The organism is Salmonella sp. WC3 (assembly GCF_042932255.1).
GTDB lineage: Bacteria > Pseudomonadota > Gammaproteobacteria > Enterobacterales > Enterobacteriaceae > Salmonella > Salmonella enterica.
In genome coordinates this window covers 3,072,935-3,086,354 of the sequence record NZ_CP170629.1, presented here as the reverse complement: position 1 = coordinate 3,086,354, position 13,420 = coordinate 3,072,935, and the positions used below count along the sequence as shown (strand labels likewise).

Sequence of the window (13,420 nt, the reverse complement as noted above, 5' to 3'; positions counted from 1 at the left end):
GATGGCGCGGCCTGTGACTGTAGGCCGGACAAGCGTAGCGCCATGCGGCAAAACTATCTGGGGAATAAGCATGACAACAGACAATCCGCTGATCTCAATTTATATGCCAACCTGGAACAGGCAGCAGTTGGCTATCCGGGCGATTAAATCAGTACTACGTCAGGACTACCGTCACTGGGAGATGATCATCGTGGATGATTGCTCCTCGTCTTATCAGCAGCTACAACAATTTGTTGAGGAGCTGAACGACCCGCGCGTTCGTTATACTCATAACGCCATGAATACTGGCGCCTGCGCGGTACGCAATCAGGCCATTATGCAGGCGCAAGGACACTATATTACCGGTATTGATGATGACGATGAATGGACGCCCAACCGTCTGAGCGTGTTTCTGGCCCATAAACACCAGTTAACTACACACGCCTTTTTGTATGCCAACGACTATGTGTGCGAGGGCGAGGTCTACTCTCAGCCTGCCAGCCTGCCGCTGTATCCGAAATCTCCTTATTCGCGCCGCTTATTCTACAAGCGCAATATTATTGGCAATCAGGTTTTTACCTGGGCCTGGCGTTTTAAAGCGTGTTTGTTCGATACCGAACTCAAGGCGGCGCAGGACTACGACATTTTTCTGCGCATGGTGGTGGAGTATGGCGAACCGTGGAAAGTCGAAGAGGCGACGCAAATTTTACATATCAACCACGGCGAGATGCAGATTACCTCTTCGCCGAAAAAGTTCTCCGGCTATTTCCATTTTTATCGTAAGCACAAAGATAAATTCGATCGCGCCAGCAAAAAATACCAGCTTTTTACCCTGTACCAAATTCGCAATAAGCGAATGACCTGGCGCACGTTGCTGACGTTGCTCTCCGTGCGTAACAGCAAACGCCTGGCGGCCGGGCTGCGGGGGCGATAACGATGTTGGAAGACTTACGCGCGAATAGCTGGAGCTTACGCCCCTGTTGCATGGTGCTGGCCTACCGTATCGCTCATTTTTGTTCCGTCTGGCGCAAAAAGAATGTGCTGAATAATCTGTGGGCCGCGCCGGTGCTGGTGCTGTATCGCGTGATCACGGAATGCCTGTTCGGGTATGAAATCCAGGCCGCCGTGACCATTGGTCGGCGGTTCACTATCCATCATGGTTACGCGGTAGTGATCAACAAACATGTCGTCGCCGGCGACGATTTTACCATTCGCCACGGCGTCACCATTGGCAATCGCGGCGCGGACAGCCTGGCTTGTCCGGTGATTGGTAACGGCGTTGAGCTGGGGGCGAATGTCATCCTGCTTGGCGATATTACTATCGGTAATCACGTCACGATTGGCGCGGGTAGCGTGGTGCTTGACAGTATTCCGGACCATGCGCTGGTGGTGGGAGAAAAAGCACGGGTGAAGGTCAGCACATGAATATTCTGCAATTTAATGTACGGCTGGCGGAAGGCGGCGCGGCGGGAGTGGCGTTGGATCTCCATCTGCGGGCGCTGCAAAAAGGGCTGACGTCGCGTTTTGTCTATGGTTATGGCAAAGGCGGAAAAAAAAGCGTCAGCCACCACCGTTATCCGCAGGTGATAAAACAGACGCCGCGCGGCACGGCAATCGCTAATATCGCGCTGTTTCGTTTCCTGAATCGCGATCTGTTTGGCAATCTCGACAATCTTTACCGCACGGTTATCCAGACATCCGGCCCGCTGGTGCTGCATTTTCATGTTCTCCACAGTTACTGGCTAAACCTGGCGGACATCGTGACGTTTTGCGAAAAAGTCAAAGCGCAAAAACCAGACGTCACGCTGGTCTGGACGCTGCACGATCACTGGAGCGTTACCGGGCGTTGCGCCTTCACCGACGGTTGCGAGGGCTGGAAAAACGGCTGCCAAAAATGCCCGACCCTAAGCAATTATCCGCCGGTCAGGGTGGATCGGGCGCACCAGCTTATTGGCGGCAAACGTCAGCGCTTTCGGGACATGCTGCGGCTGGGCTGCCAGTTTATTTCGCCGAGCCAGCACGTGGCCGAGGCCTTTAACAGCGTTTATGGCGCGGGGCGCTGCCAGATTATTAACAACGGTATCGATCTGGCGACCGAGGCGATTCTCGCGCAGCTATCACCTGTGCCGCTGAATCCGGGCAAACCGCGGATCGCCATTGTGGCGCATGACTTGCGTTATGACGGCAAAACTGACCAGCGTCTGGTACACGACATGATGGCGCTGGGCGAAAAAATTGAACTGCATACCTTTGGTAAATTTTCGCCTTTTACCGGCCAAAACGTTGTTAATCACGGTTTTGAAACCGATAAGCGTAAATTAATGAGCGCGCTCAATGAGATGGATGCGCTGGTCTTTAGCTCGCGGGTCGATAACTATCCGCTGATCTTGTGTGAAGCGCTCTCGATCGGCGTACCGGTGCTCGCTACCCACAGCGAGGCGGCGCAGGAGGTGCTGGCGAAATCCGGCGGCCAGACCTTTGCCGCTACAGATGTACTGCGCCTGGCGCAGCGGCGTAAGCCAGAGATTGCTCAGGCGGTGTTTGGCGCAACGCTGGACGCCTTTCGTATGCGTAGCCGCGTCGCGTACAGCGGTCAACAGATGCTGGAGGAGTATGTCTCGTTCTATCAGAATCTGTAGCTATCTGCTGCTGCCGCTGATCTACCTACTGGTCAATGTCAAGATTGCCCAACTGGGGGAAAGCTTTCCCATTACCATCGTCACTTTTTTACCGCTGTTGCTGCTGTTATTTGTGGAACGCATTAGCGTAAAAAAATTGATGATCGCCTTAGGCATCGGCGCGGGGCTTACGGCATTTAACTTCCTGTTCGGCCAGTCGCTGAATGCCGGTAAATATGTCACGTCCACAATGCTGTTTGTCTATATTGTGGTCATTATCGGGATGGTCTGGAGTATCCGATTCAAAACCATTTCCGCGCATAACCACCGAAAGATTTTGCGTTTTTTTTATCTGGTGGTGGGTATGGTGGTCGCGCTCGCCGCGGTTGAGATGGCGCAAATTATCCTTACCGGCGGCAGCAGTATTATGGAAGGAATTTCGAAATATCTCATTTACAGTAATAGCTATGTACTGAACTTCATAAAATTTGGCGGTAAGCGTACCACTGCGCTTTATTTTGAACCGGCATTTTTCGCTTTGGCACTAATCTCAATTTGGCTGAGCATCAAACAGTTTGGTATCAAAACACCGAAAAGCGATGCTATGATTCTGGCAGGGATAATATTATCAGGATCATTTTCAGGGGTAATGACCTTTATCCTGTTTTACCTTCTGGAGTGGGCGTTCCAATATTTGAATAAGGATGCGATAAAGAAAAAACTTCCACTGGCGCTGGTCTCATTAACCCTGTTTTTGGTTGGGGTAATTATTGCATTTCCTTATATCGCGACACGACTTGGCGATTTAGGGACGGAAGGCTCATCTTCTTATTATCGTATTGTGGGCCCGTTAGTCATGGTCGGATATTCCTTGACCCATATTGATGGTGTAGTCAGATTTGGCTCACTTTATGAATATGTTGCATCATTCGGAATCTTTAACGGTGCGGATGTCGGGAAAACCATAGACAATGGATTGTATCTGCTGATTATTTATTTTTCCTGGTTCGCAGTGCTAATGACGCTGTGGTATATGGGGAAAGTTTTAAAAATGGCGCTAAATGCGTTTGGCGATAATCGTAATTTTCGGGTGCAGCTCTATCTTTTTACGCCGGTGTCGCTGTTTTTTACCGGTTCAATATTTAGCCCGGAATATGCTTTTTTAATCGTCTGTCCGTTCATTTTGCGCAAGGCGTTAAAAATTTCATAACGGGGTGGTTGCATGTTTTTAAGCGTCGTTACCGTCGCCTTTCGCAATTACGAAGGGGTGGTAAAAACCTGGCGCTCGCTGCGCAATCTGGCGCGCGATCCGGGCCTGTCATTTGAATGGATCGTAGTGGATGGCGGTTCGGAGGACGGCACGCGCGAATTTCTGCAAAAACGTCACGGTGAGTTTAACCTGCGTTTTATCAGTGAAAAGGATCACGGTATTTATGATGCCATGAACAAAGGCATTGCGCTGGCGCAGGGGCGCTATACCCTGTTTCTTAATTCCGGGGATGCGTTCCATGATGATGCCGCTCTGTTTGTCCGGCAACTGGCGCGGCAAAAGGGCGAGGCGATGTATATTGGCGACGCGCTGCTGGATTTCGGCGGCGGGCATAAAATACGCCGGAAGGCTAAACCCGGGTATTATATCTACCATAGTTTGCCAGCCAGCCATCAGGCGATATTTTTCCCGACGGCAGCGTTAAAAAAGTATCCTTATGATCTGCAATATCATGTCTCTTCAGATTATGCGCTGGCGGCCCGTCTCTATAAAGCAGGCTATCCTTTTCGGCGAATTAACGGACTGGTATCTGAATTTTCAATGGGCGGCGTGTCAACCTCGAATAATCTGGAATTATGTCAGGATGCAAAAAACGTACAGCGAAAAATATTACGTGTGCCAGGATTTTGGGCGCAATTATCCTATTTATTACGTCTGAAAACGACGGGTAAAACAAAAGCGCGGTATAACAAAGTCTAATCACCGGGAGTTATTATGCAGGATCTTAGCGGCTTTACGGTGCCGAAAGGGTTCCGCGGCGCTAATGCGCTAAAAGTACAATTATGGTGGGCGGTACAGGCGACATTATTCGCCGGGTCGCCGCAAATATTGTATCGCTGGCGAGCCTTTTTGCTGCGTCTGTTTGGCGCCAAAATTGGAAAGAATGTGGTTATTCGACCGTCAGTAAAAATTACCTATCCGTGGAAATTAACCGTCGGCGATTATGCCTGGGTAGGCGACGACGCGGTGTTATATACGTTGGGTGAAATTAATATTGGCGCACATGCGGTCATTTCACAAAAAGGGTATTTGTGTACCGGTAGCCATGATTATACCAGCGCCCATTTCGATATTAACGCCGCGCCGATTGTTATTGGCGAAAAATGTTGGCTGGCAACCGATGTTTTTGTCGCGCCCGGCGTGATGATAGGTCATGGCACCGTCGTCGGCGCGCGCAGCAGCGTATTTAAATCATTACCGGCAAATGCGATTTGTCGGGGCAATCCCGCAGTGGTAACACGCCAGCGCGTTCAGAAAGTTACTCCCTAACGGGACTATTTGAGGAAATGAAAATGTCAAAAGTCGCTCTCATTACTGGCGTAACCGGACAGGATGGGTCTTACCTGGCAGAATTTCTGCTGGAAAAAGGGTATGAGGTGCATGGTATTAAGCGCCGCGCGTCATCGTTTAATACCGAGCGCGTGGACCATATTTATCAGGATCCGCACAGCTGCAACCCGAAATTTCATCTGCATTATGGTGACCTGACCGACGCCTCCAACCTGACCCGCATTTTACGGGAAGTGCAGCCGGATGAGGTCTACAACCTGGGCGCGATGAGCCATGTGGCGGTGTCGTTTGAGTCGCCGGAATATACCGCCGATGTGGATGCGATGGGCACGCTGCGCCTGCTGGAGGCGATTCGCTTCCTCGGTCTTGAAAAGAAAACGCGGTTCTACCAGGCCTCCACCTCTGAACTGTACGGTCTGGTGCAGGAGATCCCGCAGAAAGAGACCACGCCGTTTTACCCGCGTTCCCCCTATGCGGTGGCGAAACTGTACGCCTACTGGATCACCGTCAACTACCGTGAATCCTACGGTATTTACGCCTGTAACGGCATTCTGTTTAACCATGAGTCCCCGCGTCGCGGCGAAACCTTCGTCACCCGTAAGATCACCCGCGCCATCGCCAATATCGCCCAGGGGCTGGAGTCCTGCCTGTATCTCGGCAATATGGACTCGCTGCGCGACTGGGGCCATGCGAAAGATTACGTGCGGATGCAGTGGATGATGTTACAGCAGGAGCAGCCGGAAGATTTCGTGATTGCCACCGGCGTGCAGTATTCCGTACGCCAGTTTGTGGAGCTGGCGGCGGCGCAACTGGGGATAAAACTGCGCTTTGAAGGCGAAGGCATTAATGAGAAAGGGATCGTGGTATCCGTTACCGGACACGATGCGCCGGGCGTGAAACCGGGGGATGTGATTGTGGCCGTTGATCCGCGTTATTTCCGTCCGGCGGAAGTGGAAACCCTGCTGGGCGACCCGTCCAAAGCGCATGAGAAACTGGGCTGGAAACCGGAAATCACCCTGTCGGAGATGGTCTCCGAGATGGTGGCGAACGATCTGGAGGCCGCGAAAAAACACTCACTGCTGAAATCTCACGGTTACGAGGTGGCCATCGCGCTGGAGTCCTGAGAATGAACAAGCAACGAATTTTTGTGGCGGGCCATCGCGGGATGGTGGGCTCCGCCATTGTACGGCAGCTTGCGCCGCGCGGCGACGTGGAACTGGTGCTGCGCACCCGCGATGAGCTGGATCTGCTCGACGGGCGCGCGGTACAGGCGTTCTTTGCCGGGGCGGGTATCGACCAGGTTTATCTGGCGGCGGCGAAAGTGGGCGGCATTGTCGCCAACAACACATATCCGGCGGATTTTATCTATGAAAACATGATGATAGAGAGCAACATTATTCACGCCGCGCACCTGCACAACGTGAACAAACTGCTGTTTCTCGGTTCGTCCTGTATCTATCCGAAACTGGCAAGGCAGCCGATGGCGGAAAGCGAGCTGCTGCAGGGGACGCTGGAGCCGACCAACGAGCCGTATGCCATCGCCAAGATCGCCGGGATTAAATTGTGCGAGTCCTACAACCGGCAGTACGGTCGCGACTACCGTTCGGTGATGCCAACCAACCTGTACGGCCCGCATGACAATTTCCATCCGGACAATTCACATGTGATCCCGGCGCTGCTGCGCCGCTTTCATGAGGCCGCGCAGAGCCACGCGCCGGAGGTGGTGGTGTGGGGCAGCGGCACGCCGATGCGCGAATTTCTGCACGTTGACGATATGGCGGCGGCCAGCATTCACGTGATGGAGCTGGCGCGCGAAGTGTGGCAGGAGAACACCGCTCCGATGCTGTCGCACATTAACGTCGGCACTGGCGTGGACTGCACCATCCGCGAGCTGGCGCAGACTATCGCAAAGGTGGTGGGTTACCAGGGCCGGGTGGTGTTCGACGCCACGAAGCCGGACGGCACGCCGCGTAAATTGCTCGACGTCACGCGCCTGCATCAGCTTGGCTGGTATCACGAAATTTCACTGGAGGCAGGGCTTGCCGGTACTTACCAGTGGTTCCTTGAGAATCAGCACCGGTTCCGGGGGTGACAATGTTTTTACGTCAGGAAGATTTCGCCGCCGTGGTGCGGACCACGCCCCTCATCTCCCTCGATTTCATCGTGGAAAACGGCCAGGGGGAAATTTTACTGGGCCAGCGTCTCAACCGTCCGGCGCAGGGCTACTGGTTTGTGCCGGGGGGGCGGGTGTGCAAAGACGAAACGCTGGAGGCCGCCTTTGCACGCCTGACGCAGGCGGAACTGGGCGTGCGTCTGCCGCTGGCGGCAGGGACGTTTTATGGCGTCTGGCAGCACTTCTATGACGACAACTTTTCCGGTGAGGATTTTTCAACTCACTACATCGTGCTCGGCTTTCGTCTGCGCGTGACGGAGAGCGATTTACGCCTGCCTGATGCCCAGCATGGCAGTTACCGCTGGCTGACGCCGGAACAGCTTCTGGCAAGCGACAATGTTCATGAGAACAGTCGGGCCTACTTCCTTCCTGACGCGCCGGCGGTGGGCCTATGAAGATCCTGGTCTATGGCATTAACTATTCGCCGGAACTGACCGGTATCGGCAAATATACCGGCGAAATGGTGGCGTGGATGGCGCAGGAAGGCCATGAGGTGCGGGTCATTACTGCGCCGCCGTACTACCCGCAGTGGAAGGTCGGTGAGCGCTATTCCGCCTGGCGCTATCGCCGGGAAGAGGGCGAGGCTACCGTCTGGCGCTGCCCGCTGTATGTGCCGAAACAGCCCTCCACCTTAAAACGACTGCTTCATCTGGGGAGCTTTGCATTGAGCAGTTTTTTCCCACTGATGGCGCAGCGTCGCTGGAAGCCGGATCGGATTATCGGCGTTGTACCGACGCTCTTTTGTACGCCGGGAATGCGCCTGCTGGCGACACTCTCCGGCGCGCGTACCGTTCTGCATATTCAGGATTACGAAGTGGATGCCATGCTCGGCTTAGGAATGGCGGGAAAAGGCAAGCGCGGCAGCGTAGCGCGGTTAGCGACGGCCTTTGAACGCAGCGCGCTGCGTAACGTTGATAATGTTTCGACCATCTCTCGCTCCATGATGAATAAAGCGCGGGAAAAGGGCGTCGCGGCGGAAAAAATCCTCTTTTTTCCGAACTGGTCGGAAGTGGCGCGCTTTCAGGACGTTAATGACGCTGACGTGACGGCTTTGCGTCAGCAGCTTGGCTTGCCAGAGGGCAAAAAAATTGTGCTTTATTCCGGCAATATCGGCGAAAAGCAAGGGCTGGAAAAGGTGATTGACGCCGCGGAACGATTACGCGATCGACCGTTGATTTTTGCGATTGTCGGCCAGGGGGGCGGCAAGGCGCGGCTGGAGAACATGGCCCGCGAACGCGGCCTGGCAAATATTAAATTCCTCCCGCTGCAGCCTTACGACGCCTTACCCGCGCTGCTGAAAATGGGCGACTGCCATCTGGTGGTGCAAAAGCGCGGCGCGGCGGATGCGGTACTGCCCTCCAAGCTGACTAACATTCTGGCGGTCGGCGGTAATGCGGTGATTACCGCTGAGCCGCACACCGAATTAGGACAACTTTGCGCGCGCTATCCGGGCATCGCCGTTTGCGTGGAACCGGAGTCGACCGACGCGCTGGTCAACGGGATTAGCCAGGCGCTCGCCATGCCGAAAAACAACACGACGGCACGTGAATACGCCGAACGCACGCTCAATAAAGAGAACGTGCTACGCCAATTTATTGCAGATATTCGGGGATGATAATGCGTCAGACAAAACTTTACCCGGTTGTGATGGCCGGTGGCTCCGGTAGCCGATTGTGGCCGCTTTCTCGCGTGCTTTATCCAAAACAGTTTCTGTGCCTGAAAGGCGATCTCACCATGCTACAAACCACCATTTGCCGTCTGAACGGCGTGGAGTGCGAAAGCCCGGTGGTGATCTGTAACGAACAGCACCGTTTTATCGTTGCCGAACAGCTCCGCCAGCTCAATAAGCTGACGGAGAACATTATTCTTGAGCCCGCCGGGCGCAATACCGCGCCGGCGATTGCGCTGGCGGCGCTGGCGGCGACGCGCCAGCATACGGACTGCGATCCGCTGATGCTGGTACTGGCGGCGGATCATGCAATCGCCAATGAAGAGGCCTTCCGCGACGCGGTGCGCGGCGCCATGCCCTATGCCGACGCGGGCAAACTGGTGACCTTCGGTATCGTGCCGGATCTGCCGGAAACCGGCTATGGCTATATCCGGCGCGGTGATGTCGTGCCGGGCGCGACGGATGCGGTGGCTTTTGAGGTGGCGCAGTTCGTTGAGAAGCCGGGGCTGGAAACCGCCCAGGCCTACGTCGCCAGCGGCGATTACTACTGGAACAGCGGCATGTTTCTGTTCCGCGCCGGACGCTATCTGGAAGAGCTGAAAAAGTTCCGCCCCGATATTCTGGCCGCCTGTGAACAGGCGATGCGCGGCGTCGATCCGGATCTTGACTTCATTCGCGTGGATGAAGAGGCCTTCCTCGCCTGTCCGGAAGAGTCCATTGACTACGCGGTGATGGAGCGGACGGCGGACGCGGTGGTGATGCCAATGGACGCGGGCTGGAGCGATGTCGGCTCGTGGTCCTCGCTGTGGGAAATCAGCGCCCACACCCCGGAGGGAAATGTCCACCACGGCGACGTCATCAGCCATAAAACGGAAAACAGCTACGTTTACGCCGAATCTGGCCTGGTGACCACCGTCGGTGTGAAGGATCTGGTGGTGGTGCAGACCAAAGACGCCGTGCTGATTGCCGATCGCCACGCGGTGCAGGACGTGAAAAAGGTGGTGGAGAAGATCAAGGCCGACGGACGCCATGAGCACCACATGCACCGCGAGGTTTACCGTCCGTGGGGCAAATACGACTCCATCGACGCGGGCGAGCGCTATCAGGTGAAGCGCATTACCGTCAAGCCGGGGGAAGGACTGTCGGTGCAGATGCACCATCACCGCGCCGAGCACTGGGTGGTGGTGGCGGGGACCGCCAGAGTCACCATCAACGGCGAGGTTAAGCTGCTCGGTGAAAACGAGTCCATCTATATTCCGCTGGGGGCGACTCACTGCCTGGAAAATCCGGGAAAAATACCGCTCGATTTAATTGAAGTGCGTTCCGGCTCGTATCTCGAAGAGGACGACGTGGTGCGGTTCGAGGACCGTTACGGTCGGGTCTGACGCCTGCAATTATGCCCGGTAAGCGCAACGCGCCATCCGGCAATGAATAACAATAACGATGCTGGCCATTTACGGTCAGGGCTAACTGTTGCCTGAAGAAGGGTAAGAACATGACAAAATTAACCTGTTTCAAGGCCTACGACATTCGCGGCAGGCTGGGCGAAGAGCTCAATGAAGATATCGCGTGGCGGATTGGCCGCGCCTACGGCGAATATTTAAAACCGAAAACCATCGTGCTGGGCGGCGACGTACGCCTGACCAGCGAGGCGCTGAAGCTGGCGCTGGCAAAAGGGTTACAGGACGCGGGCGTCGACGTGCTGGATATCGGTATGTCCGGCACCGAAGAGATTTACTTCGCCACCTTCCACCTCGGCGTGGACGGCGGTATTGAGGTGACCGCCAGCCATAACCCGATGGACTACAACGGTATGAAGCTGGTGCGCGAGGGCGCCCGCCCGATAAGCGGCGACACCGGTCTGCGCGACGTTCAGCGTCTGGCAGAAGCGGGCAATTTCCCGCCGGTGAACGAGGCCGCGCGCGGCAGCTACAGACAAATCAGCCTGCGCGACGCCTACATCGACCACCTGCTCGGCTATATCAGTGTTAACAATCTCACCCCGCTGAAGTTGGTGGTGAATTCCGGCAATGGGGCGGCGGGGCCGGTCATTGACGCCATCGAAGCGCGTCTGAAGGCGCTGGGCGCGCCGGTGGAGTTCATCAAAATCCACAACACCCCGGACGGCACCTTCCCGAACGGCATTCCCAACCCGTTGCTGCCGGAGTGTCGCGACGACACCCGCAAGGCCGTTATTGAACACGGGGCGGACATGGGCATCGCCTTTGACGGCGACTTCGACCGCTGCTTCCTGTTCGATGAGAAAGGGCAGTTTATCGAGGGGTACTACATCGTCGGGCTGCTGGCGGAAGCGTTTCTGGAAAAACACCCGGGGGCGAAGATTATCCACGACCCGCGCCTGACCTGGAACACGGAGGCAGTGGTGGCGGCGGCGGGCGGGACGCCGGTGATGTCAAAAACCGGGCACGCCTTTATCAAGGAGCGGATGCGTACGGAGGATGCCATTTATGGCGGGGAAATGAGCGCGCATCACTATTTTCGTGATTTTGCCTACTGCGACAGCGGGATGATCCCGTGGCTGCTGGTGGCGGAGCTGGTGTGCCTGAAGGGGCAGTCGCTGGGTGAGCTGGTCCGCGACCGGATGGCGGCGTTCCCGGCGAGCGGGGAAATCAACAGCAGGCTGGCGGAGCCGGCGGCGGCCATGGCGCGGGTGGAAGCGCACTTCGCGGAAGAGGCGCAGGCAGTGGACCGCACGGACGGTCTCAGCATGTCGTTCGCCAACTGGCGTTTCAACCTGCGCTCGTCAAACACCGAACCGGTGGTGCGCCTGAATGTGGAATCACGCGGCGATATTCCGCTGATGGAAGCGCGAACACGCACTCTGCTGGCGCTGCTGAATCAGTAACGTCAGATCTCCCCTTACCGCCTGCGGGTAAGGGGCCAATCACAGGAACAACGATGACAAATCTAAAAAAGCGCGAACGAGCCAAAACCAATGCATCGTTAATCTCTATGGTGCAACGCTTTTCAGATATCACCATCATGTTTGGCGGGCTGTGGTTCATCTGTGAAGTCAGTGGACTGCCATTCCTGTACATGCACCTGTTGGTGGCGCTGATTACGCTGGTTGTTTTTCAAATGCTGGGCGGGATAACCGATTTTTATCGCTCCTGGCGCGGCGTCAAAATGTCGACAGAGTTAACGCTGTTACTGCAAAACTGGACGCTGAGCCTGATCTTCAGCGCCGGTCTGGTGGCGTTTAATGATGACTTTGACAACCGCCTTGCCACCTGGCTGGCCTGGTATGCGCTGTCCAGCCTGGGCTTAGTGTTATGCCGTTCATTTATTCGTTTTGGCGCGGGCTGGCTACGCAATCGTGGTTATAACACTCGCCGGGTCGCCGTCGCCGGAGATTTGCCTGCGGGCCAGGCGTTGCTGGATAGCTTCCGTAATGAGCCGTGGCTGGGTTTTGAGGTGGTGGGCGTCTATCACGATCCTAAACCGGGCGGCGTCTCTGCTGACTGGGCCGGGAACTTCGAGCAGTTAATTGACGATGCGAAAGCCTCGCGAATTCACAATGTTTATATCGCCATGTCAATGAGCGACGGCGCCATGGTGAAAAAACTGGTGCGCGAGCTGGCCGACACCACCTGCTCGGTGATCCTTATTCCCGATGTGTTCACCTTTAATATTCTCCACTCGCGCGTGGAGGAGATGAGCGGCGTTCCGGTCGTTCCGCTGTATGACACGCCGCTATCAGGGATTAACCGTCTGCTTAAACGGGCAGAAGATATCGTGCTGGCGTCGCTGATTCTGCTGCTCATCTCACCGGTACTGTGCTGCATTGCGCTGGCGGTCAAATTGAGCTCGCCCGGGCCGGTGATTTTCCGTCAGACGCGCTACGGGATGGACGGCAAGCCGATCAAGGTCTGGAAGTTCCGCTCAATGAAGGTGATGGAGAACGATAAGGTCGTTACCCAGGCGACGCAAAACGATCCGCGCGTCACCCGGGTAGGTAACTTTTTGCGTCGTACCTCGCTGGATGAATTGCCGCAGTTTATCAACGTATTAACTGGCGGGATGTCCATCGTCGGTCCTCGTCCTCACGCGGTGGCGCACAACGAACAGTATCGTCAGTTGATTGAAGGTTACATGCTACGCCACAAGATGAAGCCGGGCATCACCGGCTGGGCGCAAATTAATGGCTGGCGCGGTGAGACCGATACGCTGGAGAAAATGGAAAAACGCGTGGAATTCGACCTGGAATACATCCGCGAATGGAGTATTTGGTTCGATATCAAAATCGTTTTTCTGACGATTTTTAAAGGGTTTGTTAATAAAGCGGCGTATTAAGAACCTGACCCACAAGGCTATTTTACTTGCCATATTGCACCAGGGCAGCGTGTACGCTCCGGTTTTTCCGCGCTGTCCGTATTCAATCTGGCTGCGCCAATGATGCC

13 protein-coding genes are annotated in these 13,420 nt (G+C 55.3%); all 13 read left to right on the top strand.

Going from position 1 to position 13,420, the window contains the following annotated elements; genetic code table 11:
- Positions 1–70: 70 nt before the first annotated feature.
- The 13 genes from wcaA (at position 71) to wcaJ (ending at position 13,313) form a co-directional block, all read left to right on the top strand.
- Complete coding sequence (gene wcaA, locus ACFK9X_RS15230) at positions 71–913, top strand: colanic acid biosynthesis glycosyltransferase WcaA (RefSeq protein ID WP_000205692.1); 843 nt, start codon at positions 71–73, stop codon at positions 911–913.
- A 2-nt stretch (positions 914–915) separates the two neighbouring features.
- The gene (gene wcaB / locus ACFK9X_RS15225) at positions 916–1,404 is read left to right on the top strand and encodes a colanic acid biosynthesis acetyltransferase WcaB (RefSeq protein ID WP_151116911.1); all 489 of its coding nucleotides are present in this window, start codon (positions 916–918) and stop codon (positions 1,402–1,404) included.
- Positions 1,401–2,618 carry a colanic acid biosynthesis glycosyltransferase WcaC gene (wcaC, locus tag ACFK9X_RS15220; RefSeq protein WP_001023837.1) on the top strand — a complete coding sequence of 406 codons (1,218 nt, stop codon included), beginning with the start codon at positions 1,401–1,403 and terminating at the stop codon, positions 2,616–2,618. Before wcaB ends, wcaC begins: the two co-directional genes overlap by 4 nt.
- Positions 2,593–3,807, top strand: a complete 1,215-nt coding sequence (gene wcaD, locus ACFK9X_RS15215) for a colanic acid polymerase WcaD (RefSeq protein WP_000091397.1) — start codon at positions 2,593–2,595, stop codon at positions 3,805–3,807. The genes wcaC and wcaD overlap by 26 nt, the downstream gene beginning before the upstream one ends.
- A 12-nt stretch (positions 3,808–3,819) precedes the next feature.
- Positions 3,820–4,566, top strand: coding sequence for a colanic acid biosynthesis glycosyltransferase WcaE (gene wcaE, locus ACFK9X_RS15210; RefSeq protein WP_000480128.1), 747 nt, complete (start codon positions 3,820–3,822; stop codon positions 4,564–4,566).
- A 15-nt stretch (positions 4,567–4,581) separates the two neighbouring features.
- Positions 4,582–5,136: a colanic acid biosynthesis acetyltransferase WcaF gene (gene wcaF / locus ACFK9X_RS15205; protein ID WP_001153601.1), complete on the top strand. Its 555-nt coding sequence runs from the start codon at positions 4,582–4,584 to the stop codon at positions 5,134–5,136.
- 23 nt (positions 5,137–5,159) lie between these two features.
- Positions 5,160–6,281 (top strand): GDP-mannose 4,6-dehydratase, encoded by a 1,122-nt coding sequence (gmd, locus tag ACFK9X_RS15200; RefSeq protein ID WP_000048165.1) that lies wholly within the window; start codon positions 5,160–5,162, stop codon positions 6,279–6,281.
- Between the two features lie 2 nt (positions 6,282–6,283).
- The gene (locus ACFK9X_RS15195) at positions 6,284–7,249 is read left to right on the top strand and encodes a GDP-L-fucose synthase (RefSeq protein WP_001041686.1); all 966 of its coding nucleotides are present in this window, start codon (positions 6,284–6,286) and stop codon (positions 7,247–7,249) included.
- Positions 7,250–7,251: 2 nt separating this feature from the next.
- A complete protein-coding gene (locus tag ACFK9X_RS15190; RefSeq protein WP_001574640.1) occupies positions 7,252–7,725 on the top strand; it encodes a GDP-mannose mannosyl hydrolase in 474 nt (157 codons plus the stop codon).
- Positions 7,722–8,945 carry a colanic acid biosynthesis fucosyltransferase WcaI gene (wcaI, locus tag ACFK9X_RS15185; protein ID WP_000699632.1) on the top strand — a complete coding sequence of 408 codons (1,224 nt, stop codon included), beginning with the start codon at positions 7,722–7,724 and terminating at the stop codon, positions 8,943–8,945. The genes ACFK9X_RS15190 and wcaI overlap by 4 nt, the downstream gene beginning before the upstream one ends.
- Complete coding sequence (gene cpsB / locus ACFK9X_RS15180; protein WP_000605946.1) at positions 8,942–10,384, top strand: mannose-1-phosphate guanyltransferase; 1,443 nt, start codon at positions 8,942–8,944, stop codon at positions 10,382–10,384. Before wcaI ends, cpsB begins: the two co-directional genes overlap by 4 nt.
- Before the next feature lie 110 nt (positions 10,385–10,494).
- Complete coding sequence (gene cpsG, locus ACFK9X_RS15175; protein ID WP_079788457.1) at positions 10,495–11,865, top strand: colanic acid biosynthesis phosphomannomutase CpsG; 1,371 nt, start codon at positions 10,495–10,497, stop codon at positions 11,863–11,865.
- Between the two features lie 53 nt (positions 11,866–11,918).
- Entirely contained in the window at positions 11,919–13,313 is a 1,395-nt protein-coding gene (gene wcaJ, locus ACFK9X_RS15170; protein ID WP_000183155.1) for an undecaprenyl-phosphate glucose phosphotransferase, read from the top strand.
- The last annotated feature ends 107 nt before the right edge of the window (positions 13,314–13,420 follow it).